The 24,082-nt window shown below is 66.4% G+C and carries 20 protein-coding genes; 6 read left to right on the top strand and 14 right to left on the bottom strand.

The window, feature by feature from the left end; all coding sequences use genetic code 11:
* Positions 1-98: 98 nt before the first annotated feature.
* The gene (locus tag J7I89_RS09810; RefSeq protein ID WP_214969499.1) at positions 99-1,847 is read left to right on the top strand and encodes a pyruvate dehydrogenase; all 1,749 of its coding nucleotides are present in this window, start codon (positions 99-101) and stop codon (positions 1,845-1,847) included.
* 64 nt (positions 1,848-1,911) lie between these two features.
* On the opposite strand, the gene J7I89_RS09815 is transcribed toward J7I89_RS09810, so the two are convergent.
* On the bottom strand, positions 1,912-2,271 hold the full coding sequence (locus J7I89_RS09815) for an iron chaperone (protein WP_214969500.1): 360 nt from the start codon (positions 2,269-2,271) through the stop codon (positions 1,912-1,914).
* A gap of 276 nt (positions 2,272-2,547) precedes the next feature.
* Here J7I89_RS09815 and J7I89_RS09820 point away from each other — a divergent pair, with 276 nt between their 5' ends.
* Complete coding sequence (locus tag J7I89_RS09820) at positions 2,548-3,840, top strand: serpin family protein (RefSeq protein ID WP_214969502.1); 1,293 nt, start codon at positions 2,548-2,550, stop codon at positions 3,838-3,840.
* A gap of 32 nt (positions 3,841-3,872) precedes the next feature.
* Here the strand turns inward: J7I89_RS09820 and J7I89_RS09825 are convergent, their stop codons facing one another.
* The 3 genes from J7I89_RS09825 to J7I89_RS09835 are packed head-to-tail and all read right to left on the bottom strand — an operon-like array spanning position 3,873 to position 6,980.
* The gene (locus tag J7I89_RS09825) at positions 3,873-4,886 is read right to left on the bottom strand and encodes a TAXI family TRAP transporter solute-binding subunit (RefSeq protein WP_214969504.1); all 1,014 of its coding nucleotides are present in this window, start codon (positions 4,884-4,886) and stop codon (positions 3,873-3,875) included.
* Positions 4,879-6,315: a HAMP domain-containing sensor histidine kinase gene (locus J7I89_RS09830; RefSeq protein ID WP_214969506.1), complete on the bottom strand. Its 1,437-nt coding sequence runs from the start codon at positions 6,313-6,315 to the stop codon at positions 4,879-4,881. The genes J7I89_RS09825 and J7I89_RS09830 overlap by 8 nt, the downstream gene beginning before the upstream one ends.
* Positions 6,312-6,980, bottom strand: a complete 669-nt coding sequence (locus tag J7I89_RS09835) for a response regulator transcription factor (protein ID WP_214969508.1) — start codon at positions 6,978-6,980, stop codon at positions 6,312-6,314. The genes J7I89_RS09830 and J7I89_RS09835 overlap by 4 nt, the downstream gene beginning before the upstream one ends.
* A gap of 325 nt (positions 6,981-7,305) precedes the next feature.
* Here J7I89_RS09835 and J7I89_RS09840 point away from each other — a divergent pair, with 325 nt between their 5' ends.
* Positions 7,306-8,733, top strand: coding sequence for an MFS transporter (locus J7I89_RS09840; RefSeq protein WP_214969510.1), 1,428 nt, complete (start codon positions 7,306-7,308; stop codon positions 8,731-8,733).
* Positions 8,734-8,997: 264 nt separating this feature from the next.
* A complete protein-coding gene (locus J7I89_RS09845; protein WP_214969512.1) occupies positions 8,998-9,708 on the top strand; it encodes a queuosine precursor transporter in 711 nt (236 codons plus the stop codon).
* A 133-nt stretch (positions 9,709-9,841) separates the two neighbouring features.
* Here J7I89_RS09845 and J7I89_RS09850 read toward each other — a convergent pair whose 3' ends face one another.
* The 6 genes from J7I89_RS09850 to J7I89_RS09875 form a co-directional block, all read right to left on the bottom strand.
* A complete protein-coding gene (locus J7I89_RS09850; protein ID WP_214969514.1) occupies positions 9,842-10,777 on the bottom strand; it encodes a type IV toxin-antitoxin system AbiEi family antitoxin domain-containing protein in 936 nt (311 codons plus the stop codon).
* A 200-nt stretch (positions 10,778-10,977) separates the two neighbouring features.
* Positions 10,978-12,264: a tRNA guanosine(34) transglycosylase Tgt gene (tgt, locus tag J7I89_RS09855; protein WP_214969516.1), complete on the bottom strand. Its 1,287-nt coding sequence runs from the start codon at positions 12,262-12,264 to the stop codon at positions 10,978-10,980.
* Between the two features lie 33 nt (positions 12,265-12,297).
* Positions 12,298-13,023, bottom strand: coding sequence for an SRPBCC domain-containing protein (locus tag J7I89_RS09860; protein WP_214969518.1), 726 nt, complete (start codon positions 13,021-13,023; stop codon positions 12,298-12,300).
* Positions 13,024-13,125: 102 nt separating this feature from the next.
* A complete protein-coding gene (locus J7I89_RS09865; RefSeq protein ID WP_214969520.1) occupies positions 13,126-14,211 on the bottom strand; it encodes a DUF6707 family protein in 1,086 nt (361 codons plus the stop codon).
* A gap of 85 nt (positions 14,212-14,296) precedes the next feature.
* Positions 14,297-14,836 (bottom strand): NUDIX hydrolase family protein, encoded by a 540-nt coding sequence (locus J7I89_RS09870; protein ID WP_104140364.1) that lies wholly within the window; start codon positions 14,834-14,836, stop codon positions 14,297-14,299.
* Between the two features lie 129 nt (positions 14,837-14,965).
* Complete coding sequence (locus J7I89_RS09875; protein WP_214969522.1) at positions 14,966-15,706, bottom strand: VOC family protein; 741 nt, start codon at positions 15,704-15,706, stop codon at positions 14,966-14,968.
* An 83-nt stretch (positions 15,707-15,789) separates the two neighbouring features.
* Here J7I89_RS09875 and J7I89_RS09880 point away from each other — a divergent pair, with 83 nt between their 5' ends.
* Together J7I89_RS09880 and J7I89_RS09885 are read left to right on the top strand one after the other, a co-directional pair.
* Positions 15,790-16,398, top strand: a complete 609-nt coding sequence (locus tag J7I89_RS09880) for a YdeI family protein (protein ID WP_214969523.1) — start codon at positions 15,790-15,792, stop codon at positions 16,396-16,398.
* A gap of 84 nt (positions 16,399-16,482) precedes the next feature.
* Complete coding sequence (locus tag J7I89_RS09885; RefSeq protein WP_214969524.1) at positions 16,483-18,156, top strand: glycoside hydrolase family 32 protein; 1,674 nt, start codon at positions 16,483-16,485, stop codon at positions 18,154-18,156.
* Positions 18,157-18,211: 55 nt separating this feature from the next.
* Here the strand turns inward: J7I89_RS09885 and J7I89_RS09890 are convergent, their stop codons facing one another.
* From J7I89_RS09890 to J7I89_RS09905, 4 genes are all read right to left on the bottom strand, one after another.
* Positions 18,212-20,101: a glycogen debranching N-terminal domain-containing protein gene (locus tag J7I89_RS09890; RefSeq protein WP_214969525.1), complete on the bottom strand. Its 1,890-nt coding sequence runs from the start codon at positions 20,099-20,101 to the stop codon at positions 18,212-18,214.
* An 83-nt stretch (positions 20,102-20,184) separates the two neighbouring features.
* Positions 20,185-21,348: an ABC transporter ATP-binding protein gene (locus J7I89_RS09895; protein WP_214969527.1), complete on the bottom strand. Its 1,164-nt coding sequence runs from the start codon at positions 21,346-21,348 to the stop codon at positions 20,185-20,187.
* Complete coding sequence (locus tag J7I89_RS09900) at positions 21,345-22,937, bottom strand: iron ABC transporter permease (protein ID WP_214969529.1); 1,593 nt, start codon at positions 22,935-22,937, stop codon at positions 21,345-21,347. The genes J7I89_RS09895 and J7I89_RS09900 overlap by 4 nt, the downstream gene beginning before the upstream one ends.
* A gap of 4 nt (positions 22,938-22,941) precedes the next feature.
* Positions 22,942-23,988 carry an iron ABC transporter substrate-binding protein gene (locus J7I89_RS09905; protein ID WP_214969531.1) on the bottom strand — a complete coding sequence of 349 codons (1,047 nt, stop codon included), beginning with the start codon at positions 23,986-23,988 and terminating at the stop codon, positions 22,942-22,944.
* Positions 23,989-24,082 lie beyond the last annotated feature (94 nt).

The raw sequence follows: 24,082 nt of genomic DNA on the forward strand, positions 1-24,082 counted from the left end.
GCCGCCGTCGTCCGTTAAAAACCTGGGAACCGCCCCAAGGCGGGGCGGACTATATTGGCCCTGTCAGCACATCAATCCGATCGCGGGAGCGTGCACCCATGGCCAAGGAACTTGCAACCCAGCTCATCGAACAACTGCAGGCTGCCGGCGTGCAGCGAATTTACGGGATCGTGGGGGACAGCCTCAACCCGATCGTCGATGCCGTCCGCCAGACCGGCGGCTCCCAGCAGGGCGGAATCGACTGGATTCATGTAAGGCATGAAGAGGCGGCCGCCTTCGCCGCCGCGGCTGAAGCCCAGCTGACCGGCCGGCTCGCTGTGTGCGCCGGCTCGTGCGGCCCCGGGAACCTGCACCTGATCAACGGGCTCTACGACGCCAACCGGTCCGGGGCACCTGTTCTGGCCATTGCCTCGCACATTCCCAGCAAACAGATCGGCAGCGGATTCTTCCAGGAAACCCACCCAGACCGGATCTTCAACGAATGCTCGGTGTACTCGGAACTGGTCAGCACGGCAGAACAAGCGCCTCGTGTGATGCACAGCGCGATCCAGCACGCCGTCGCATTAGGGGGCGTCGCCGTCGTCACCCTTCCGGGCGACATCGCCGGGCTTGACGCAACAGCTGACACGCCGCTTCCCGCGGCGTTCGTTCCCGCAGCAATGGTGCCGGCGCCGGAGAGCGTCCAGGCGTTCGCCGATGCGATCAACTCGGCGGAGAAAGTGGCCATCTTCGCAGGTGCCGGCGTGCAGGGCGCCCACGATGAGGTGATTGCCCTGGCCGAGCTGGTCCGGGCACCGATCGGCCACTCGCTCCGCGGCAAAGACTTCATGCAGTACGACAACCCGTACGACATCGGCATGACGGGCCTGCTGGGCTACGGTGCTGCCGCTGAGGGTATCGAGGACGCGGACCTGCTGATCCTGCTCGGCACCGATTTTCCGTATGACCAGTTCCTTCCAGGCACGCGCACGGCCCAGGTGGACCGCGCCGCCCACAAGCTGGGGAGGCGGACCGACGTCGACATCGCCGTCCATGGCGACGTGCTGCCCACACTTGCCGCACTGATGCCCCTGCTCACGCCGAAAAAGAGCCGCCGCTTCCTCGACCAGATGCTCAAGAAGCACGACCGGCTCATGAACAAGGCCGTGGGCGCCTACACCCGCAAAGTGGAAAAGAAGCAGCCCATCCACCCGGAGTACGCCGCCTCGCTGCTGGACCAGGTGGCCGCCGAGGACGCCATCTTCACCGCGGACACCGGGATGTGCAACGTCTGGACTGCGCGGTACATCAACCCGCTGGGCACCCGCCGGCTGATCGGATCGTTCCTGCACGGCTCCATGGCCAATGCTCTCCCGCACGCAATCGGCGCGCAGCTGGCCTATCCCGGGCGCCAGGTGGTTTCGGTCTCGGGCGACGGCGGACTGTCAATGCTGCTCGGCGAGCTCATCACGGTCGCCGCCTACCGCCTGCCGGTGAACGTGGTGGTGTTCAACAACTCCACCCTGGGCATGGTCAAGCTTGAGATGCTGGTGGACGGGCTGCCTGACTTCGGCGTCGACGTGCCGGACGCCAACTATGCGGCCGTGGCCCAGGCTCTTGGGTTCCATTCGGTCCGCGTCACGGATCCGGCCCGTATCGAGGAGGCCTACCGCGAGGCGTTCGCCCATCCGGGACCGTCGCTGGTGGAACTCATCACGGATCCCAAAGCGCTCTCGATTCCGCCGAAGATCAAGGGGGCGCAGGTCCTGGGCTTCGCCACGGCGATGTCCAAGGTGGTCCTGAACCGCGGCGCCGGCGAGGCCGTCAGCATGGCCCGGAGCAACTTGCGCAACATCCCCCGGCGCTAGTTTCAGGAACAGACGACGACGGCGCTGCCGCCCGGTTTGGTGGCGCTGATCGGGCCGGGGCGTTTTACTTTACGCCGTGCCTCTCGGCCGCCAGCCTTGCCGCCACCTTGCCGATGAGTTCGTAGGGAACGGGCTTCCCCAAGGGAAACTTCAGCGTGCCCTTGGCGGCCAGGTACGGTGCGATCTCCCGTTCGAACGCTTCATCTCCGTGGGGAACCGGGTAGACGGAGACGTGGTGTTTCCAGGCGGCGAAATACACCACGTAGCGCCCGTTTAGTGTGATGGTGGGGATGCCGTAGCTGATCATCTCACCGGCGCCGGGCACCGCCGTATGGGCATGGGCGCGGATCGCCTGAAGGATCGGCTGCACCTCGTCGGGCTGCGACGCGATGTACTCGTCTACGGTCGTGAACTGCTGCGCCATCGATCGCTCCTCCGGAACCGGGTCCCGCTGGCAGCAGATTTGCTCCGCTTCCGGTGTGTCTCGAGGATACGCCGGCGGCGCAACGCCAGAGAGAGCGTTGACCCGGAACGTGCAGGAAGTGAGCGAGCGTTAGCGAAAACGTTGCGAATAGTGAGAGAGCGTCGGAGCGCGAGACCGAAACGACAACAAACCGTGACCGGACAGGCATCGATACTGTCAGACCCTGCTGGTTGACTGTGGATAGGCGGTTTTCCGCGGTTTGTCTGAGGGGCGGCAATGAACAGGATTCGAGTGGCTAAATTGGTGGCGGTATCTGCGGTGGTGGCGCTGACAGCGTGCTCTGCGCCGCAGCCCGGACTCCTGAAGGCCGACGGCGTCGAACGGGTTTCGGTGCAGCTCGCCGGCTACGACGCGGAGCTGCGGTCCCTCCGGGACTCCGCCCTGACACTCGGGGAGGCGCTGCTGGCCGACGGCGGCGACGGCGCCAACGGTAACACTGTCTCCTCGCCGGGCAGCCTGCTGATTGCCCTCGCCATGCTGCGTGCCGGTGCGTCGGGGGAGGCGGCTGCCGAGATGGACCACGCCCTCGGGCTTCCCGCCACACACCGCGATGAAGCCACGAACGCGCTGCTGGCGTCCCTGGAAAAGTTCGACGGCGACCCCGGCTCCGTTGATGAAGGGAACCCTCCGCGGAAGCCGGTCATGCACCCGGCGAACGGCCTGTTTGTGGACAAGGGAGTCACCACCGGTGCGGCCTACCTTGACACGCTGGCCCGGCAGTACGGCACGGGTGTGTACCCGGTGGACTTCAGCGACGAGGCGGCCACCAAACCTGCCATCGACGCATGGGTGGATAAGAACACCGGCGGCCGGATCAAGGAAGCTCCCGCGGAATACGACCGCCGAAACACCTTCAGCCTCCTCAACGCGTTGTACTTCGCCGCTGCATGGAGTGTTCCGTTCGATCCCAGCAACACCTCTGACCTGCCGTTCACCACGGCCGAGGGCAAGGCGATCACCGCTCCTGCCATGCATAACCTGCTGCCCATGAAGTACGCGGAAGGCCAGGGATGGCGGGGCGTGGACCTTCCCTATGCCGAAGGTTTCGTGATGCGGCTGGTCCTGCCCGACCCCGTGGCCAGCGAGGGCACAGGCGAGGGCACAGGCACGGTGCTGAGTGCGGAAACTCTGGCTGAGATCGCCGGAACCATGGATTCCGCTCGGCAGGAAACGGTCCAGATCCAGCTGCCGCGGTGGGACCACAAGTGCAGCTTCGACCTCCGCAAGGTCCTGGGTGCAATGGGACTGCAGAAGACCCTCAGCACCACTACAGACTTCGACGCCATCCAGGAGGGCCTGATGATCACGCAGGCCGCGCAGGCAGCCAACATCACCGTCGCAGAGAAGGGCACGGTGGCGGCTGCGGTAACCCAGATCAACGGCAGGGTCACCAGCGCACCCCCGAAGCCTGACCGGACCATCGAGTTCGACCGGCCGTTCCACTATCAGATCATCCACGTCGAGACAGGCCTGCCGCTGTTCATGGGGACGGTGGCGGATCCCAGCTGAGGGTAGGCGGCCGCCGTCGACGCCTCCGAAGGCTAGCCGTGCAGCGTCCTGTACGCAGCCGCAGCTGCGGGATGCAGTGGCAGTCCCGCCGTGTTGATGAGCGATTCCGCGCTCAGGAACTGCACCCCGAGACTGGACCGCGGGATGAGCTCCTGGGCATGGTCCACCAGGAGTTCGACGGTCCTCTTCACGGTGCCGTCATCCAGATCGTTTCGGCACAGGAGCAGGTTGGCCACGCCGACCGTCCACACAGCCGGAATGCCTTCGTAGCCGCCCTCGGGGATCAGCACTCGATCGTAGAAGACGCCGTAACGTGTCCGCATCGCCGGGATCAATGCAGAGAGGTCGAGAAATCGGAGCCCGGCTTCTTTGTTGGTGGCAGCGATAGCGGCTGTAGGCACTCCTCCGGACCAGAACAAGGCGTCCACTGATCCGCCCTGGAGCGCGTCAAGCCCATCGTTCAGCCCGAGGTTCATGACGGTGACCGTCTTCTCCCGGGCACCGGCACCGGCAGGGGAGGAGTTCAGCCCGGCAGCGTCGATGAGGCGGGGAGTAATCAGCGAAGTCCCCGAGCCGGGCTGGCCGACGGCGACGGTCCTCCCGGCAAGTTCGGTGAAGTCCCGGATGCCGCTGTTCTTCCGGACGACGCAGTGGACGTAGTTTTCATATACCTTTCCGAGGGCGGCAATTTCGACATTTGATGTGCCTTTGGCTGCCCGCTGCTGCGCCGCTGCGTCTGCCAGCGCGACGGCGAAGGTGGCCTTGCCGGTCAGAAGGTGCTCCAGATTGTCCAGGCTGCCCCCGGTGGTCAGCGCCACGGCATTGTCAGCTACCCCATGACGCTGAAGGGACTCTGCAAGCAGCGTTGAAAACTCAAGGTAGAAGCCTCCCTGCTCACCCCCTGCCACGGTGACCGTGCTCAGACGGTTCTCCGATGTGCATGCACTAAGAGATGGCAGGAGTACGCCGGCCAGGCCCGCGGCCAGGCCGGCTTTAAGGGCGGTCCTCCGCGGCGGAAGTCCTTGGGCGGCGGTGAAGTCAGCCATGCGGATGCTCCTGACCGGGTGGGGTCACCGTGGAGGGAAACTCGAGGCATGCAATCAGGCCGTGGGGTGACTGTTCCGCCAGCAGCAGGCGACCTCCATTGGCTCCCGCAAGCTTGTCGACGATGGTCATGCCCAGGCCGTTGCCGCGAATCTCCCGGTTCCGCGGTGACCGCCAGAACCTGGTCGTGGCCGCAGCCCTTTCCTCCGCCGAAAGTCCCGGACCGTCGTCGGACACTTCGATTGTCACCGCTCCTGAGTGCTCGCGGACGGCCACGGAAATGTGGGCGCCCGGGGCGTACTTGATCGCGTTGTTGAGAAGTTCCCCCACCATCTGGGCGAGTTCGGCGGCGTTACAGGCCAATTGCACTGGCGGAGCGGGTGGTCCCTCGAGCAGGATTGAGGCTCCGGCGCGCTGGGCGGCGGGCCCTGCCCGTTCGACTTCTTCCTGCAGAACCGGGTAGGGATCGATGAGGGCCTTGTTCCCGCCGGAAGCGGGGCCAAGTGCGCTGCGTGCAGAATCCTCGAAGGCCCTATGCTCAGCCGCCGCCAGTTTTAGTACCCCGTCCAGGATCTCCTCCACGCGTTCAAGTTCTGTCAGTACTCCTGCTGCCGCAGCCTGTTCCCGGGCCGTCTGCAGTTCCAGCTGCAGTAAATCGATCCTCAACCGCAGCGCGCCCACGGGATTGCGCAACTGATGGGACGTGTCCGCTATCAGCTGACGTTGGGAATCGATACTTTCACTGACGGTTCGCGCCATCGTCGTGAAGGAACGGCTCAATTGCCTCAGTTCCGGCGGGCCGTCCTCGGGAAGATGACTCGTCCGGCCCGTTGTTTCGAGTTCGGTCACCGCCGAATTCAGGCGATGGACGGGACGCAGCACCCATCTGGTCACCCGCGCCGCACCTAGGAGGAGCACCGTCCCGAGCGCGGACGCCGCAAGGCCGACGACGAGCCACCGCTCCCGCAGTTTCTGCCGGGCCGCCTCCACGTTGACTTCGAGGACGGCCTCGCCAAGGACCTGGCTGGCGCTTCCAAAGGACCGGGAGATCACTTCAGAACCGGTTCCGAAGGGTTGCAGCGGGGTGAGCGTGGTGTCGCTGAGGTTCAGGTTCGCCCTCGCCACTGCGTCCCGGACATCTGCCCGGTCCTCGGTCAGGCCGCCGGAGCGCAAGGTGCCCTGCTGGAGCCGGATCAGAACTCCCTCTTCGTAAAGCGCGGAGTACCTGTCCATCTCTCTCTGTAGCTGGGTGGAGTCGCCGTCCAGTGCGGCGTCGTATGCCACCTGTGCGAACCGGTTGAGCGCTGCCACCCGGCTGATCTGGAGCTCTTGGGTGAGCTCACGGCTGGCGGACATCAGGATGGCGTTGGAGACGATGATGACCATGAGTACGGACAGCAGGCTGAGGACGCCCAGGACACGCAGTTTCACGTAGGATCTGCCTCGATCCGATAACCGACGCCGCGGACGTTGATGATGAATCCGGGCAGTTGCAGTTTGGCTCTCAGCCCCGTCAGGTGCACGTCCAGGGATCGTGAGGATGCGAGAAACGCATCACCCCACAACGCGTCCAGGATTTGTTCCCGGGTGACTACGGAACCGGCGTGGCGGGCCAACAGCGCGAGCAGATCGAATTCGGTGGCCGTCAAGGGCAGTACGCGTGAACCGAGTGCCGCTACGCGCCGGTCGACGTCGACCTCGAGGTCTCCCAGCACAATGCTTTGTTGCATCTTCCCGCCGGGACGGCCGGCGCGCCGGGTGACAGCTTCGATGCGGGCAAGCAATTCAACGAGTTTTACCGGCTTCACGAGGTAGTCATCGGCGCCGGACCGCAGCCCCAGCACCACACTCCGCTCATCATCGCGGGCGGTGAGGATCAGAATGGGACACGGCGTGACCTGGCGAAGCTTCCGCAGCACCTCGAGGCCGTCAATATCCGGAAGCCCCAAGTCCAGAAGGATTATCTCGAACTTCCTATGGACCAAGAGGGCGTCAGCTCCCCGGGACACCTTGGTTGCCCTATGGCCTGCGGAGACGACCGCTGCGTCAAGAGCGGCTGCCATGGCGTCGTCGTCCTCGACGATGAGCACTTCCATGGCCTGGTCCCTTTGTCGCTGGTCGGGCCTCCGCATCCGGCTGCCCGCTTTGGAGATTACCCCTTCTCCCGATTTTTTGCCTTGCGCTGATGCTTGCGCTGAGGCCAGCACCGGGATGAGCAGGGCGGGAAAACCTAAGGAAGTGTTAGGAAATCCCCGTCCCCGTTGGTTGTGCCCTGAATCACGAATAGTTTGGATCGGGTCCTCTGCTGTTCCAGGGGGACTGTCAACGTCGAGGAGGAGCCATGAGCAAAGTTGCCATGGACAGCACGAAAGTACGCCCGGAACGGTCGCCGGTGGCGGCGCCGTCAAGGAAGGTTCATCGATGAGCACCCAGCAAGCCGTGACCCAGAATGAGGCAGCCCAGACCCGCAGGGCCGTGAGCAACATCCTCAAGGGCTCCGCAGGCAACCTCGTGGAGTGGTACGACCTCTACGTCTACACAGTCTTCGCAGCCTACTTCCAGTCCCACTTCTTCAATTCCAAGGACGAGCTGCAGGCCGGCCTTGAGGCGATGGCCGTCTTCTCGACGTCGTTCCTGATGCGCCCGATCGGCGCCTGGTTCTTCGGCCGCTATGCCGACCGCAAGGGACGGAGGGCCGCGCTCACGCTGAGCGTGACGCTCATGTCCGCCGGATCCTTCGCCATCGCCATCCTTCCGACCACGCAGCAGATCGGCGTCTGGGCGTTGCTCCTGCTGATCCTCGTGCGCCTGATCCAGGGCTTCTCGGTCGGCGGCGAATACGGCACCAGCGCCACGTACATGTCCGAGGCCGCCACCTCCAAGCGCCGCGGCTTCTTTTCGAGCTTCCAGTACGTCACCCTGATCGGCGGCCAGATGCTGGCCCTGCTGGTCCTCGTGATCCTGCAGAACGCCATGCCCAAGGGTGATCTGACCGAGTGGGGCTGGCGCATTCCGTTCGCGATCGGCGGCGTGGCCGCACTCGTGGTCCTGTGGCTGCGGCGCTCCATGGAAGAAACCGTGTCCGCGGAGCAGGTCGAGGCCGCCAAGGCCCCCGTCGTGGCCGGCGAGGCCCGGCCCGGTACCATGAAGCTGCTGTTCACCCAGCACTGGAAGCCGCTGCTGATCTGCATCGGTGTGACCCTCGGCGGCACTGTGGCGTTCTACACGTACACCAACTTCATCCTGAAGTTCATGAACGATACTTCGGGTATCGCCAAGACCGACACCTCGGTGATCAACTTCTGGGCGCTGCTCATCTTCATGCTCCTGCAGCCCGTCTACGGGATCATCTCGGACAAGGTCGGCCGCAAGCCGCTGCTCCTCTGGTTCGGCATCACCGGCGTCCTGTTCACCTGGCCGCTGTTGTCTACCCTGGCCGGCACCAAGGATCCGTTCACCGCGTTCCTGCTCATGATGGGCGGCCTGCTGATCGTGGGCGGCTACACGTCCATCAACGCCCTCGTGAAGGCCGAGCTGTTCCCGGCCTCCATCCGCGCGCTGGGCGTCGGACTGGGCTACGCGATCGCCAACTCACTCTTCGGCGGCACGGTTCCGCTCCTGGGTGCCGCGTTCCAGAAGGCCGAGCGCGTGGACCTGTTCTTCACCTACGTCACGGTGGCCATCGCCATCTCCCTGCTGGTCTATGTCTTCGCGCTGAAGAACAAGAAGGTGACGCACCTGGACCGCGAGCAGGGCGATGCCTGGTCGCCAGCTGTTGCCGCGGACGGCGGCACGGACGCTGGCCGCAGGGACGACGACAAGGACCTCATCGACGCCACTCGCGGCTAGGTCCGCGCGCCGTTTCGACGGTTCCCTGCGCACACGACGCTACGAAGCGTCGAGTGCGGCAGGGAACCATCGAAATGGGCGAGGGCGACGGCTGGTGGCCGGCTTCCGGACTTCGGGTCCGGGACGGCGCCCCGGGTGAGAGAATGGAGGGCGGTTCCGGCGGCCAGTCCGCAGCGGACCGTCCAGTGCTAATACAGCCGGCTGACCGCGTGTTCCTCTGGCAGGACGCGGGCAACCGAGCGAACCACTATGAATGGAACATCCATGACTTCCGCCAAGACTTTTCCGGCCGCAGCTGCGCCCAGGTTTGCCTCAATCGGCTCGCCCTACTTCGGCATCATGCTCGCCGTCATGGCCGTGGTGCTGATCCTCTCCAACATCGGCGCCTCCAAGGGCGTGGTGCTGGGCCCGATCGTCACGGACGGCGGCTTCTTCCTGTTCCCGCTGGCCTACATCCTGGGTGACGTCATCAGCGAGGTGTACGGCTTCAAGGTGGCGCGCAAGGCCATCATCACCACGTTCGCGCTCTCGGTGTTTGCCTCCATTTGCTATTGGATCATCATCGCGCTGCCTGGCTTCGACGATGAGTTCGGCGCCTCCAAGCAGGCAGCCCTCGAGGGTGCGCTCGGCCCGGTTCCGCAGATCGTGCTGGCCTCCCTGCTGGCGTTCCTGGCCGGCCAGACCATCAATTCCTGGATCCTGGTCAGGATGAAGGCGCGTACCGGCGAGAAGTCCCTCTGGGCGCGCATCATGAGCTCCTCGGTGGCCGGCGAGTTCGTGGACACGCTGATCTTCTGCAGCATTGCCGCGTCCGTCATCGGCATCACGGACTTCGGCATGTTCGTGAACTACGTCGTGGCGGGCTTCCTCTACAAGACCCTGGTGGAGTTCCTCTTTGTGCCCGTGACGGCGCTGGTGATCGGCTGGGTCAAGAGGCGCGAGCCGAGCTACGGGGCAGTGACCCAGGCAGCGTAGCCGGCCACCCGCCGTCGTACGTTCCCGCCCGACCTGCCGCCGTTTCGACGGTTGCTGCCCCCGCTCGACGCTGCGAGACGTCGAGCCCGGCAGGGAACCGTCGAAACGGCGGGAGCACTGGGACGGTGGGGAGTCAGGCGGCCGGCCCTCTGCCGAGCGCCCGGAGCACCCGGTACTTGAATTCCGCCTCGTTGAACAGGTCCTTCCACTCGATCCGCACGAAGATCCAGCCCTGTTCCATGAGTGCCTTTTCGCGGCGGCGTTCGGCAAACAGGACTTCGCCGGTGGGCTGATAGTCGAAATACTTGGCCTTTCCATCGAATTCGAGCGCCACTTTCTTCTTGGGCCAGGCGAAGTCCAGGCGGTGCTCGCCGAGCGGAGTGTGCACCACGTACTGGGGCTCGGGCGGCTCGATCTTGAGCCTGTGCAGCAGTTCCCTGGTCAGGGATTCCCCGGGCGACTCGGAGCGCGGATCCGCCAGTTCGACGGCGCCGCGCAGCGCCGCGACCCCGTTGCGCCCGGCCAGTTCGGCGCAGCAGGTCCGCAGAACCTCAAGATCCGCGCCAAGCCGGCAGGCATGATCGACCAGGATCACGGACTGCCGCAGGTTGAACATCAGGCAGCAGTCCACCACTGTCCGCTCGAGTGACGTGCAGGGGAGACCATCCACAAAGCCAACCTCGCCCCGCCCCAGGGCGCGGGTATGGGCAACGACGCCGGCTCCATGGGATATACCGGAGGGGCAAGTCGCCTGGGTCAGGTGGATCCGGTCATCAACGTTCCACAGGCGAAGCCGGCGCAAGCGGGCGCTCGAGGTGTGACTGTAGACAAAGCTGCCGGCCGACGTCGTGAGCGTCCCGTGTGAGTGGGCGTGGATCAGGTAACGGCTGCGCGTGCCCGGCTTCAGTTCGTTCCACCAGCTCCCGCGGACGTAGCAGCCGCGCCTGGGACGCACCAAGTCGCCGCTCTGCACCAAATGGGTGATGGCCCGTGGCTGAACGCCGGCGCTGAGCAATTCCTGCGTGCGCCACATCTTGCCGGCGGGAAGCTGAGGTTTCGGCTGGGTCATGGTTCCAGCGTCGGCCTCGCCACGTCTGGGTTCCAGACCTCAAGTTGGCTATGTGGAAACCCGGTTCGACGGTACCCTGCTGTGGTCGACGCGGCGATACGTCGAGCGCGCAGGGAACCGTCGAAACGGCGGGCCGGCCGGCGGGGGCCGGCCGGCCGAGAGGGGCGGGCAGGGCGCGGCGACCAGAGGCGCATCAGACCCTACGTGTAGTACCGCGCCAGGGTCTCCGCCTTGAACTCGAAGAAGTCCCCGGATTCGATGGCCAGCCGGGCGTCGTCCACCATCTTCACCACGAAGCGCTCGTTGTGGATGGAGATGAGCGTGGCGGAGAGCATCTCCTTGGCCTTGAACAGGTGGTGGATGTAGGCGCGTGAATAGTTCAGGCAGGCGTAGCAGTCGCAGCCTTCCTGGAGCGGGCCGAAGTCGCGCTTGTACTTCGCGCCGGACAGGTTGTACCGGCCGGTGGGCGTGTAGAACGCCGAGTTCCGGGCCACGCGGGTGGGGGAGACGCAGTCGAAGGTGTCGGCGCCGTTTTCGATGGCGGTGAAGATGTCGTCCGGTTCGGAAATGCCCAGCAGGTGCCGGGGCTTGTTCTCCGGGAGTTCCTCGTTGCACCACCGCACAATCGTGCCGAGGTTCTCCTTCTCCAGGGCCCCGCCGATCCCGTACCCGTCAAAGGCCATCGCGCCGAGGTCGCGGCAGGCCTTCCGCCGCAGGTCCTCGTACTGCGCACCCTGGATCACGCCGAACAGGGCCTGGTACGGCTTGCCCGCGCGCTCCGAGGTGAGCCGGAAGTGCTCATCGAGGCAACGGAGGGCCCACAGCCTGGTGCGCTCCAGCGACTCCTCCTGGTAGCCGCGGGAGTTCTGCAGCGTGGTGAGCTCGTCGAAGGCGAACATGATGTCCGCGCCGATCTGGTGCTGGACCTGCATGGAGATCTCGGGGGAGAAGCGGTGCCGGTCCCCGTTGAGGTGGCTCTTGAACCACACGCCGTCGTCGTCCACGTGGGCCAGGCGCTCCTTGCCCGCGGCCACGGCATCATCGGGCCCGGACTGGTCCACGGACTTCATGTCGATGACCTTCTTGAAGCCCGAGCCGAGGCTCATCACCTGGAATCCGCCGGAGTCCGTGAAGGTGGGGCCGGGCCAGTTCATGAAGGCGCCCAGCCCGCCGGCCTCGTCCAGGACCTCCGGACCCGGCTGGAGGTACAGGTGGTAGGCGTTGGCCAGCAGCGCCTGCGCCCCGAGCTCCGCCATGGACTCAGGCAGCACCGACTTCACGGTCGCTTTGGTTCCGACGGCGATGAAGGCCGGCGTCTGGATCTCGCCGTGCGGCGTGGTGATGGTGCCGGTCCTGCCGAGGAACTCGCCACCGTTGGCTGACACCTGTTCGGGGGACGGGCGGCAGGACTCAGTGAGCCGCTTGCCCACGCGGAAAGAGAACTCCGACTGGCGGGCTGGCGGCTCTGGTACAGGATTGGCTGGCACGGTTCAAGTGTGCCAGCTTCCCTGCGTGAAACCTCAGTGGATGGGTTCCGATGTGGGGTAGTTCTCAGAGCGCCAATCGTCCCATAGGGTGCGGATGGTTTCCAGGCTGTGTGCCCCCAGATCGTACGTCGACAGGATCACCATCGAACCGCCGTCGGGCCTGACATCCGGGATGACCGGCTGGTCCGCCACGATCAGCAGGCCCTCGCCGTGCTCCGCGTAGCTGTGCACGGTGAGCCCCACCTGGTGGTTCGATTTGTACCAGACCTTGCCGGAGATTTCCTCGCCGGTGGCCAGGGTCAGCGAATAATCCTCGCCCCGGGCGGGGACGTCCTTCAGGCCCAGCTTCTCGATCGCCGAGCCTCCGCTGCCCGGCACCGAAAAGAAGCAGGTCCGGCGCTTGCCGTGCGGGTGCCGCTCCAGCGCGAACCGCAACTGGTGGAGGAACGTGAGCCAGCCCTGGGTGATGTCCTCGTCCCAGGCGGCCCATTCGGAGTTGTGGTCCATCGCGGCGCGGGTGACGCTGACCTCCGTCCCGGTGGGAACCGGCTTGAGCGTGAAGATGTCGCCGCCGTCGACCGTCAGCGTGGTGTGGTCTGCGCCCTCGACCACGGTGGTGTTGAAGTAGATCTCATTGATTTCCGCCGCGAGGTCGTCGGCCTCCCAGCCATGCCACTGTGCGACCTTGGAGGGTTCACGCAGCATTGTCCAAACCTGCGGGGCGTCCGAGTTGATCACAACGCTCAGATTGTTTGTCATGGCCTGAATCTACAACTTCGGCACAGCCCGGGCTAGAGGAAAACGGCAATCTCCTGGACGCCTGACGGGGTCACCACGGGCACGCGCCTGATCCTTGGAAAGCTATGCCCGGACGGATTCCAGTTCATTGGCGATCCGCCGTTCCAGCTCCCCGGCATTGATGGTCTGCGACCCGCCGTGGGCGCGCAGGAACAGCAGCGACTCGAGCCGCAGGCGACGCCATTCGCGCTCGGCCTCATGGTTGGAATTGTCCATGGACCGAAAAATCTCTTTGTCGTACAGGTTGGGCTCATTCAGCGACCGCTGGCGCACCCTGGCCTGCATCCGGGCCTTGAAGGCGTCCGTTTCCTGGTTTTCCCGGGCCCGGAGCAGCTTCTCGTAGACGGCCGCGCGGTCCTTCTGCCCCGTCTGGCGGCAGATGTAGGTGGACAGCGCCAGCGACGCCTCCACTGACGCCCAGCGGCCCGGGTTGCCGTCGAAGGGCAGCACGTTCAGGAGGTCCGCCACGGTCAGCGCGGCATCGGGGTCCTTAAGCATGATGAAAAGTTCGTGCGCGAGGTCGCTGAGATCCTTGAGGCAGCTGCCGGACTTCGTGTTGATGCCCTTCACCAGCTTATCGGCCAGAAGCAGCACGCCCACGGAATCCGGATGCGCTTCCGCGACGGCCTCCACCACGGATTCGGGGGTCCCGGCGGGCTCCGGGATCAGGGCGAGATCGTCGGCGCTGGGCCCGATCACCGCGGGGGTCGTGGCAGGCAGGGGAGGTACGACGACGGCGGCCGGCGCCGCGGGCACAGCCGCCCCGCCGCCGGGGTTCTCAAGCACCTGAAGCGGAGTGCCGGCGTCGGACGCGTTGGGGGAGCCGTCCTTGCCGGCACTGTTCTCCAGGGCCTTGTCCTTCGGGGCGACGGTCTTTGGGGCGGTGAGCGGGGAGCCGTCCGGGCCGGGTTGATCGGAGGCAGGCTGCGGCCCGGCGATCCGGACCGAGGATCCGGCTGCGATGCGGAGCATGCCGCCCCCGGTGAGGGTTGCAAGGACGATCGCGGGAGTGCCGAAATCGTCGTTTTCGACTTCCACGGAGTGAATTTCCGCGGACCGCTCGCCGTCCGGCAGGAGAAGGTGGTCGCCCGTCTGCAGAGATCCAGCCTGCTGTTCGCGGAAGTTCTGGGCAGCTGGTGGGTGGTTCATCGGGAGTCCTTAAGTTCTCTTGCGGTCCGCCCAACAGTCTACAAAGGAGTGACTGCGAAGTCGGGGAGGCGCGGACGCCCGGCCGTCAGCTGCCTACGCCGGCGTAGGCCAGGGCCTGCCGAACCAGAGCCCCGCGGCCACCGCTGAATTCCAGCTGGACGCCTTCGCTGAGCACTTCCTGCGGGGTCATCCACGTCAGTTCCAGGGCGTCTTGGCGCGGCTCGCATTCGCCGGTAACGGGGATGATGTAGGCCAGCGAGACGGCGTGCTGGCGGTCGTCGGTGAAGCCGGTGTGCGACGGCGCAGGAAAGTATTCGGCCACGGTGAACGGCACGGGGCTGATGGGCAGCTGCGGAAAGGCCAGCGGCCCAAGATCCTTCTCCATGTGGCGAAGCAGGGCGGCGCGGATGGTTTCGCGGTAGAGCACGCGCCCGGAGACCAGGGAACGGACCATGGTGCCGTCCTCGTCCGCTTGGAGGAGGGTGCCCACCTCATTCACAAACCCGAGGGGATCGAGCCGGACCGGCACAGCCTCCACATAGACCATGGGAAGCCTTCCGCGGGCCTCGAACAGGTCTTCGTCGGACAGCCAGCCGGGATTGGGGTCGGGGGTGCGCACGTTCATGGTTAAGTTCTACCCCATCCCCACGCGTCCGGCGTTCGATGCGTGAGATCTCAGCTCTTAGCGGATGCCAAAGTGCCTGTGGAGTGCCGGGATCTCACGCATCGAACGAACACGCATCGAACCGCGGAGCTACACCGGACGCCTGGCCGACACCCACAGCGTGGACGGCACGTGGGAACCCGGTGCGGCACCTCCGGCCGCATCCGGGTTGGCCACGTGCAGCGTCCGCCCGAAGGCCTCTTCCGTCATGCTGACCTGGTGCCCAGCGGCGGTGAGCCGGTCCCGCAAGGCGTCCAGATCGCCGTCGTACTCGAAACCGAAGCCGGACCGCGCCGGCCCGGAACCGGGGCGCACCATGAGCACCCCGCCGTTCTTGGCGGTGAAGTCGGCCGTTTCGTCGGCGTCGGGGACGGGGCGGAACCGGGCGCCGATGCTCCGCAACGTGTTGGCCGCCGCAGCCGCGTCCTCGGTGAACCAGACCGCCACCACCTTCAGCCCCGGATCCGCGCCGGCGCACTGGACGTCGTGGGCTGCCTTGTCCGCCATGAAGCTGAAGCCGTCCGCGCCCGTGATCCTGCAGGAATCGCCGATATCCGGCGGCACGAGCTCGGCCGGAGTGGTTCCCGTTTCCGCCCCGGCCAGGTTGGTGCGCCGGGCGAACTCCTCGGGATCGCCCACTTCGACGCCGAAGGAAGTGACGCCGTCGTCCGCGGTGCCGGACGGGGTGTGCTGGAGCGCCAGCCGGCCGGACCAGGCGTCGAACTCCTTCCAAGAGTCGTCGTCCAGGGTCTTGACCATGCCCAGGTCTGTGAGGAGCCGCTCCCACGGTTCCATCCGGGAGGTGAAATGAACGGGGCGGGCACGCAGCATGGGTTCTCCTCGGATTCGGAAAGCGCCGTCATGGCCATGATGCCATGACTTGATTCGTCCGGCACCGGGGGCAGAATAGGCGGATGGCTGTTGAACTCGAGGAACTCCTGGTCAAGGATGCTGCTGAATGGCGCACGTGGCTTGAACACAACCACGACACCAGTCCGGGCGTGTGGCTGGTCCTGCACAAGAAGGGCGGCAGCATCACAGAGCTGGACTACGAGGCCGCCCTGCAGGAAGCGCTGTGCTTCGGCTGGATCGACGGACAGGGCAAACGGCGCGACGACGACAGTTCCTTCCAGCGGATGACCCGCCGCGGGCCCAAGAGTGTCTGGTCCGCACGGAACGTGGACCGCATCGAGAAGCTCGAAGCCGCCGGTAGGATGACGGCGGCAGGCCGGACCGCCGTCGACGCCGCCAAGGCGGACGGCCGCTGGGAAGCCGCGTATTCGGGGCAGGCGTCGGCGGAGGTCCCGGCCGATCTTGCCGCCGCGATTGCCGCGGTCCCGGAGGCCCAGGCCATGTTCGACGTCCTGACATCCGTCAACCGCTACGCCCTGATCTACCGCACCAACTCGGTGAAACAGGCGTCCACCCGGGAACGGAAAATTGCGGGATTCGTGGAGATGCTGGCACGGGGCGAAACGCCGTATCCCCAGAAGAAACGCCCTGCAGGCCTGACAGGAGCCTGAAGCAGAAAAGGCCTGAACCGGAGAACAGCAAGGGACAGCTCCGCCGCGCTAAAATTGATGCCACTCCCAACACGATCGGCGGACATGCAGAGGTTTTCCCTACGCAAGCTCGGCCCGCGTGCCACCTGGATTGCGGTGGCGGCGGCCCTCACGGCGGTGCTGGCTGTGGCTGCGGCCGTTGGCCTGGCCGGCGGCTCCGGCCAGCAGGAGCAGGGGAGGACCGGGCCGGCACCGGCCCAGTCGTCGCCCGCGCCCGACCAGCAGTCGTTCACCAGGCCCGAGGGAGCCTCCCAGTTCCGCCCCGGCTACCACCTGACGCCCGCGAAGGAATGGATGAACGATCCGCAGCGGCCGTTCATGCTCGACGGGGTATGGCACTACTACTACCTGTACAACGCCGACCACCCGGAGGGCAACGGCACCGAGTGGTACCACGTCACCAGCACCGATCTGGTGCACTGGAAGGACGAGGGAGTGGCCATTGAGAAGTTCAAGAACGGCCTGGGCGACATCGAAACGGGCAGCGCCGTAGTGGACCACGACAACACGGCAGGATTCGGCAACGGCGCCGTGGTGGCTGTGATGACGCAGCAGGACAAGGGCATCCAGCGCCAGTCCCTGTTCTACTCCACGGACAAGGGCTACACGTTCAAGGCCTACGACCGGAATCCCGTGATGGATAACCCGGGCAAGGAGCACTGGCGCGACCCGAAAATCATCCGAGACGAGGCCAGGGGCCAGTGGGTCATGGCCTTGGCCGAAGGCGAGAAAATCGGCCTCTACACCTCGCGCGACCTGAAGGACTGGCGCTATGTCTCCGGCTTCGAGCGCAAGGGCCTGGGAATCCTCGAATGCCCGGATCTCTTCCAGCTGGACCTCGACGGCGACCCGGCCAAGCGCACCTGGGTCCTGGCCGCGAGCGCCAACGGCTCCGGGGAGGGGCGGACCACGGGCGTGGCCTACTGGACGGGAACCTGGGACGGGACCACCTTCACCCCGGCTGACGAGAAGCATCAGTGGCTCGACGCCGGATCAGACTTCTACGCGGCCGTCACCTGGGATGATCCCCGGCTTCCGGACAACGAAAGGACGGCGTCCCGGCACGCCATCGGCTGGATGAACAACTGGACCTACGCCCGCCAGTTGCCGACCACCGACTGGCAGGGCGGCGCCGACTCGATCGTGCGGGACATCCGCCTCAAGACCGTCCATGGCAGGCCCTCCCTGGTCTCGACGCCCACCGGCGCCATGTCGGCCCTGGAAGGCGACTCCAAGACAGCGGACAGCAGGCCCGTCACTCCCGGGGGCGCGGGGGACCTTCCCGCCCCCGGCAGCGGTGCCTACCGGCTGGACGTCACACTGGAAAGGACGCAGGCCGACGACGGTGCGGAGGCTCTCCTGAAGCTCGGCAGCGGCTCGGCGGACTTCGCCACCATCGGGTACAACTTCGCGGAGGGAACGGCCTCGCTGTCCCGGGCGGCGGTGGTGCCAGGTGCGGAGGCACTCGGCCCGGTCTTCACCGACCGGCGAACCGCGCAGAGCCCGGCCCGCGGCTCAAACGCGCCCGGCCTGGGGAGCGTGGAGCTGACCGTCTTCGTGGACTACTCCTCGGTTGAGGTGTTCGTCAACGGCGGGGAGCAGACCCTGACCTCCCTGGTGTTCCCCCGGGAGGGGCAGCACACGGTCAACGCCGCCACCACCGGCGGCAACGTCACCCTGAAATCCTTCAAGTACACGCTGCTGGCCACCGCCCGGTAGGTCCTGACACGGCGACCGGTCAGGCCACGGCGACCGGTCAGGCCAGGGCGACCGGTCAGGCCAGGGCGCCGAGGGCCTGGGCCACCACCACGGCCGAGGCCGAGGACCACGCCTGCGGATGGCACGACGCCGGGTAGGGCACGGCGTGGCCGGCGGACTGGGACGCGGGGGCGCCGGCGAACAGCTCCGGCAGGCGGTGCCCGAAGGACTCCGATGCCGTCAGCAGCCCGTCCGCGAGCGTGCGGGCTTCGGCCGTGAAGCCGTCGGCAAGGAGCCCCCGGATGGCGATGGCGGTGTCATGACTCCACACTGAACCGCAGTGGTAGCTGTACGGCCAGAATCCGGCCGCCCGGTTGGACATCGTGTGGATGCCGTAACCGGTGAACAGCTCCGGGCTGAGCAGCCGCGCGGCGACGAGGTGCGTCTCCTCCGGGGACAGGATGCCCGTGCCGAGGAGGTGGCCCATGTTGGAGCCCGGGATATCCAGCGGCACGCCGCCGCCGTCCAGCGCCATGGCCGGAAACCTTCCGACGGCGTCCTCCACCCAGAAGCGCTCGCGGAACCGCTGCTGCAGGTCGGCGGCGAAGTCCCGGAGCTCACCGGCGGTGGAAGCCCCGGCATCGGCGTCGGTGGCGTCGAAGAGCTCCGCCGTGGCCAGGGCCGCCTGGTAGGCGTACGCCTGGACTTCCGCCAAAGCGATGGGTCCGTCGGCCAGCCGTCCGTCGCGGAACTGCATGGCGTCCGCCGAATCCTTCCAGCCCTGGTTGCTCAAACCGTGGCCGGTGGGGTCCTGGTACGTCAGGAACCCGGAGCTTCCCGCCGTTCCGTCGGGATTGGCGGACGCGAGCAGCCAGGCCGCGGCACGGCGCGCATTCGGCAGCAGGGTACGGACGGCGTCGTCGGCTTTGCCCGTGTGCCACAGTTCGGCCAGCAGGCACAGCCAAAGAAGCGTGGAATCCACCGCCCCGAAGTACTGGGGAGGGAGGCGGAGCCCTTCGCTTTCCAGTACTAGCTCCTTGGCGCGGAGCTCGTGCAGGATCTTGCCGGGCTCCTCGGCGGCCTCCGGATCGGACTTGCTGCCCTGGAATTCCGCCAGGACGCGGAGCGTGCCCGCCGCCAGCCCTGCGTCGAGGGACAGCAGCATGCGCGCGGTCCACAGCGAGCTCCTGCCGAACAGGGTGAAGTACCAAGGCGCGCCGGCCGCGATGAAGGGGGCGTCGGGCAGCTGGCGCGTGGCCAGGCGCAGGCCGTCCAGCTCATCCAGCGAATTCTCGAGGAGCGTCTGCAGCGGCCCGGAGGGCACTGCGTGGGCCGGAAACGTGAGCGAGGAAGGCGCGGCGGCCACCACGGCACCGCCGTGGTCATCCAGCACAGCCTGCCATTCGGCTTCGTAGGGCCGGCCGCGGCCCGCGGTGCCGCGCCACAGCAGCTGCTGGCCCGGCCCCGTGCTGCCGGGGGCCGAGACCGTAAGGTTCCGGCCGTCGTCGTGCCAGCGCAGCACGGCGTCATCTTTTACGGGGTCCTGCGGGTCGCGGAAGCGGCTCAGCCGGATGCCGGCCATGTCTGTGAAGTCGGCCGCGAGGTCAATGGCGAGTTCGACGTCGAGTTCCTCGAGGGACGTGCTGATCCGCAGCGCGTGCCGGACCACGCCGGGTGTGACGGTCCAGGTCTGCAGGAGTTCGACGGCGGGATCCGCCGTGTGCCCGGCGACCCCCCTGGTGAGTCCCCGGACCCGCAGGACGCCGCCAGGGGCCGGGTCCACGGAGACCTGTTCCGGTTCCATGCCGTTGACGGTGACAGACGCCCGGCAGAGCATGCGGGTGTCGCCGTGCAGGAGTCCCGTGAATGTGGGGCCTCCGGAGAGCCGGCCGTCGGCGTCCAGCCACAGCTGGGTGGGAGCGGCAACTGAACAGTACTGACGGTGAAGACCCGGCTGAACACTCATGCGCCCAAGCCTACGCGGGCCCCTCGGAGGCCGGGATTTCGACAGGCTCAATCAGCTGAAACGGGCTCGGCAGCGGGAGCGGCTCAGTCGGCGTCGATGGGGAACGCCACCGCTTCGCCCACCACGCGCAGGCACAGTTCGGTGCCGGGCTGGGCGATGGACGCGTTCCAGTGCCGGATGGTGATCACTTCGCCGCCGCCGGGATAGCGGTGGTCCTTCATCGCTCCGGCGAGCTTCGGCGGCACGGCCAGCTTCAGGCGCACGGTGGTCTCGGGGCCGAAGTAGTCGGTGTCCACCACCACTCCGCGGATGGGCCCGTCCTCGGCAATGCGGATCTGCTCCGGACGGAGCATCAGCTGGACCCGGCCCTGGGCCGGCGGGCGCCGGACGGGGATGCCGCCGAGTGAGCACGTGGCCAGGGAGCCCTCCATCCAGGCGTCAAGGATCACGGCGTCACCGAGGAATTCGGCGGTGGCACGGTCCGCCGGGCGGGTGTAGACGACGAACGGGTTACCGATCTGCGCCAGCTTGCCGCCGCGCATGACGGCCACCTGGTCGGCGAAGGACAGCGCTTCCGCTTGGTCGTGGGTCACCAGGATGGTGGTCACGCCAGCCTCGTTGAGCACCTTCGCCACGGCCCGGCGCGTGGCCACTCGAAGGCCGGCATCCAGGGCGGAAAACGGCTCGTCGAGGAGCATGAGTTCGGGCTCGCGGGCCAGGGCGCGGGCCAGGGCGACCCGCTGCTGCTGGCCGCCGGACAGCTGGTGCGGCCGCCGCTTGGCCATGGCGGTGTCCAGGGAGACCATTTCGAGCAGTTCGTTGACGCGGGCCGAAACCGCGCGGCGGCCGCCGTCGAGCTTTGCGGCGCTGAGCCCGAAGGCGATGTTCTGGCCCACGGTCAGGTGCGGGAACAGGGCGCCGTCCTGGGCCACGTAGCCGATGTGGCGCTTGTGCGCAGGTTTCCACACGCCGTTGCCCGCCACCGGGTTGCCATTCAGCAGGATGGTGCCGGTGCCGGGGTGTTCGAAGCCGGCGATCAGGCGGAGCAGCGTGGTCTTGCCGGAACCGGAGGGACCCACGATGGCGGTGGTGCCGCCCTTGGCCACTGACAGGTTGACGCCCTTGAGGACGGCCTGGGAACCGAAGTCCTTGGTGACCGAGTCGATCTCCAGGTGGCTGTTGGTGCTGGGCGCCACGGAGGCTGAGACCCGTGGTTCCGGGAGCCTGGACGGGGATTGTTCGGTCACTGTCCCGCTACTTTCTTGGACTGCTGGAAGAGCAAATAGGTCATGGGTGCCGAGATCACGATCATCAGCAGGGCATAGGGCGCGGCGCCGGCGTAGTCGATTTCGCTGCTCTTGCTCCAGAATTCCGTGGCCAGCGTCTTAGTGCCGTTGGGGGAGAGGAGCAGCGTTGCGGTGAGCTCGTTGGCGATGGCCAGGAAGACGAGCGCCGCGCCGCCCGCCGCGGCCGGGGCCGTCAGCCGCAGCGTGACGCGGAGGAAGGCCAGCAGCGGCGGACTGCCCAGGGCCTGCGCCGCCTCGTCCAGCTCCTTCGGTGCCTGGGCCAGCCCGGCACGGATGTTCACCAGTGCCCGCGGCAGGAACAGGAGCACGTAGGCCGCGATCAGGACCCCCGAGGTCTGGTACACGCCGGGGACCAGCCGGATGCTGACGGTGACGAAGGCAAGGCCCACCACTATTCCGGGCATGGAGCTCGTGACGTAGTTGGACAGCTCCAGCGCCTTGCTGAACCAGCTGGCGTGCCGCACGGCGAGATACGCCATGGGGAACGCGACGACGGTGGTGACCACGGCGCCGGCCAGGCCGTAGCCGAGGGTCTGCAGCAGGGCGGGGATGAATTCGTCGGCGGTCCAGATGTCCGCGCCGCCGGCGATGATCCAGCGCAGCACAAAGACCAGCGGCAGCCCGAACGCCAATGCGGTGAGCGCAAGCAGGAACAGCTGGCCAGGGAGCTGGTAGAGATGCAGCGGAAGCCTGAGCGCCTTGGCCTGCGCGCCCGAGCCCACCCGTGCGTACCGCGCGTTGCCCCGGCTCCGGACCTCAAGGACCAGCAGGATGAGGCAGAAGAATACGAGCACACTGGCCAGCATGTTTCCGGCAGTGCCGTTGAACGTTGATCGGTACTGCACCATGATCGCTGTGGTGAAGGTGTCGAAGCGGATCATGGCGAACGCGCCGTACTCGGCGAGCAGGTGCAGGGACACCAGCAGGGCGCCGCCGGTCATGGCGATCCGCAGCTGCGGCAGAACCACGCGGAAGAAGGCCCGCCACGCGCCGAACCCCAGCGATGCCGCGGACTGTTCCACAGCGGGATCGAGCCGGCTGAGGGTCGCCGCTGCCGGGATGTAGACGAGCGGGAAGTAGGACAGCGTGGCGATCAGCACGCCGGAAAACAGGCCCTCGAGCGACGGTACGGCGGACACCCACGCGTAGCTGTTCACGAAGGCAGGAATGGCCAGCGGAGCCGCGAGGAGCACCGCCCAGATCTTGTGGCCGCGAAGCGTGGTCCGCTCCACGAGCCAGGCGCCGCCCACGCCCAGGACCAGGCACAGCGGCACAGTGATCACGATCAGCAGCACGGTGTTCAGCAGCAGTTCGCCGACGCGCGGCCGGAAGATCAGCGCTGCCGCCGTGTCCCAGCCGGTTGCGGCCGTCATGAAGGCGACGTATCCCAGCGGGACAAGGGAAAACAGTGCGATCAGCACTGCCAGGACGGCGACGGCGGATACGCCGAAAGGCGGGCGGGGGCGCTTGCCCCGGCCCGCCGTCGTCGTGCTTCCGGAAGTCTCCGGCGCCGATAAATCGGTGATCACAGAATTACAGCAGTCCTGCCTTGGTCATCAGTTCGGTGACCTTCTGGGAGTTCAGCTTGGCCGGGTCCACGGTTGGGGCCTGAAGATCCTTGATGGGGACCAGCTTCTCGTTGGCCGGGACCTCGGAGGCGATGGCGTACTCGAAGGAGGTGCCCTTCTGCAGGACTTCCTGGCCCTTCTTGCCGGTGATGAACTTCAGGAAGGCCTGGGCTTTGTCAGCGTTCTTGGAGGACTTCAGCACGCCGCCGCCGGAGACCGAGAGGAAGGCGCCCGGGTCCTGGTTCTTGAAGTAGTACTGGCTGACGTTCTTGGAGTTCTCGCCGGTCTTGGCCTGGTCGCCGAAGTAGTAGTAATGGTAAATCAGGGCCGAGTCGACCTCGCCGGCGTTGACGGCCTTCATGGCGGTGCTGTTGCCCTTGTAGACCTTGGCGTTGTCCTTCATGGCCTTGAGCCACGCGTCGGCCGCAGCCTCGCCCTTGAGCTCGACCAGGGCGGCAACGATCGCCTGGAAGTCAGCACCGGACGGTGAGGCCGCCCACTTGCCCTTCCACTCAGGCTTGGCCAGGTCCAGCAGGGACTTGGGCAGCTTGTCCTCGGTGAGCTTGGCCTTGTCGTAGACAAGAACGGTGGAGCGGGCGGCGATGCCGGTCCACTTGTTGGTGCTCGGACGGAACGCCTCGGGAACCTGGGCGACGGTGTCCTTGTCCACGTCAGCGAACAGTCCGGCGTTCTCCACCTGCGCCATTGCGGGTGAGTTCTCCGTGAGGAAGACATCCGCGGGGGAGGCCTGGCCTTCCTGGACGATCTGGTTGGACATCTCGGTGTCGTCGCCCTGGCGCATGGTGACCTTGATGCCGGTTTCCTTGGTGAACGCGTCTACCCATTCCTGGGTGAGGCTTTCGTGCTGGGCGTTGTAGACCGTGATCTCGCCGTTGGTGGCTTCCGGGGAGGCAGAACCGGCGGGTGCGGGGGAGCCGCCGCAGGCCGACAGGCCAAGGGCTGCGGTGGCTGCGAGTGCGATGCCGGCCAGCGCGTTGTTGCGGATCTTCATCGGGGCTTCTTTCTGCAAAAGTCTGGTGGACCGGGGCCCTGGTGAGCTGGGGAAGTTAGGTGCAGCTCACTTCGAAAACTGTAGGTTAGCCAAA

Source organism: Arthrobacter sp. ISL-5, assembly GCF_018613835.1.
GTDB lineage: Bacteria > Actinomycetota > Actinomycetes > Actinomycetales > Micrococcaceae > Arthrobacter.

Bases quoted from the DNA above. Each gene is read 5' to 3' on its own strand.
- J7I89_RS09860 (WP_214969518.1), bottom strand. From the start codon at position 13,023: ATGACAAACAATCTGAGCGTTGTGATCAACTCGGACGCCCCGCAGGTT.
- J7I89_RS09835 (WP_214969508.1), bottom strand. From the start codon at position 6,980: ATGGAAGTGCTCATCGTCGAGGACGACGACGCCATGGCAGCCGCTCTT.
- J7I89_RS09875 (WP_214969522.1), bottom strand. From the start codon at position 15,706: ATGCTGCGTGCCCGCCCCGTTCATTTCACCTCCCGGATGGAACCGTGG.
- J7I89_RS09815 (WP_214969500.1), bottom strand. From the start codon at position 2,271: ATGGCGCAGCAGTTCACGACCGTAGACGAGTACATCGCGTCGCAGCCC.
- J7I89_RS09845 (WP_214969512.1), top strand. From the start codon at position 8,998: ATGACTTCCGCCAAGACTTTTCCGGCCGCAGCTGCGCCCAGGTTTGCC.
- J7I89_RS09890 (WP_214969525.1), bottom strand. From the start codon at position 20,101: ATGAGTGTTCAGCCGGGTCTTCACCGTCAGTACTGTTCAGTTGCCGCT.
- J7I89_RS09810 (WP_214969499.1), top strand. From the start codon at position 99: ATGGCCAAGGAACTTGCAACCCAGCTCATCGAACAACTGCAGGCTGCC.
- J7I89_RS09905 (WP_214969531.1), bottom strand. From the start codon at position 23,988: ATGAAGATCCGCAACAACGCGCTGGCCGGCATCGCACTCGCAGCCACC.
- J7I89_RS09850 (WP_214969514.1), bottom strand. From the start codon at position 10,777: ATGACCCAGCCGAAACCTCAGCTTCCCGCCGGCAAGATGTGGCGCACG.
- J7I89_RS09880 (WP_214969523.1), top strand. From the start codon at position 15,790: ATGGCTGTTGAACTCGAGGAACTCCTGGTCAAGGATGCTGCTGAATGG.
- J7I89_RS09865 (WP_214969520.1), bottom strand. From the start codon at position 14,211: ATGAACCACCCACCAGCTGCCCAGAACTTCCGCGAACAGCAGGCTGGA.
- J7I89_RS09885 (WP_214969524.1), top strand. From the start codon at position 16,483: ATGCAGAGGTTTTCCCTACGCAAGCTCGGCCCGCGTGCCACCTGGATT.
- J7I89_RS09840 (WP_214969510.1), top strand. From the start codon at position 7,306: ATGAGCACCCAGCAAGCCGTGACCCAGAATGAGGCAGCCCAGACCCGC.
- J7I89_RS09870 (WP_104140364.1), bottom strand. From the start codon at position 14,836: ATGAACGTGCGCACCCCCGACCCCAATCCCGGCTGGCTGTCCGACGAA.
- J7I89_RS09825 (WP_214969504.1), bottom strand. From the start codon at position 4,886: ATGGCTGACTTCACCGCCGCCCAAGGACTTCCGCCGCGGAGGACCGCC.
- J7I89_RS09820 (WP_214969502.1), top strand. From the start codon at position 2,548: ATGAACAGGATTCGAGTGGCTAAATTGGTGGCGGTATCTGCGGTGGTG.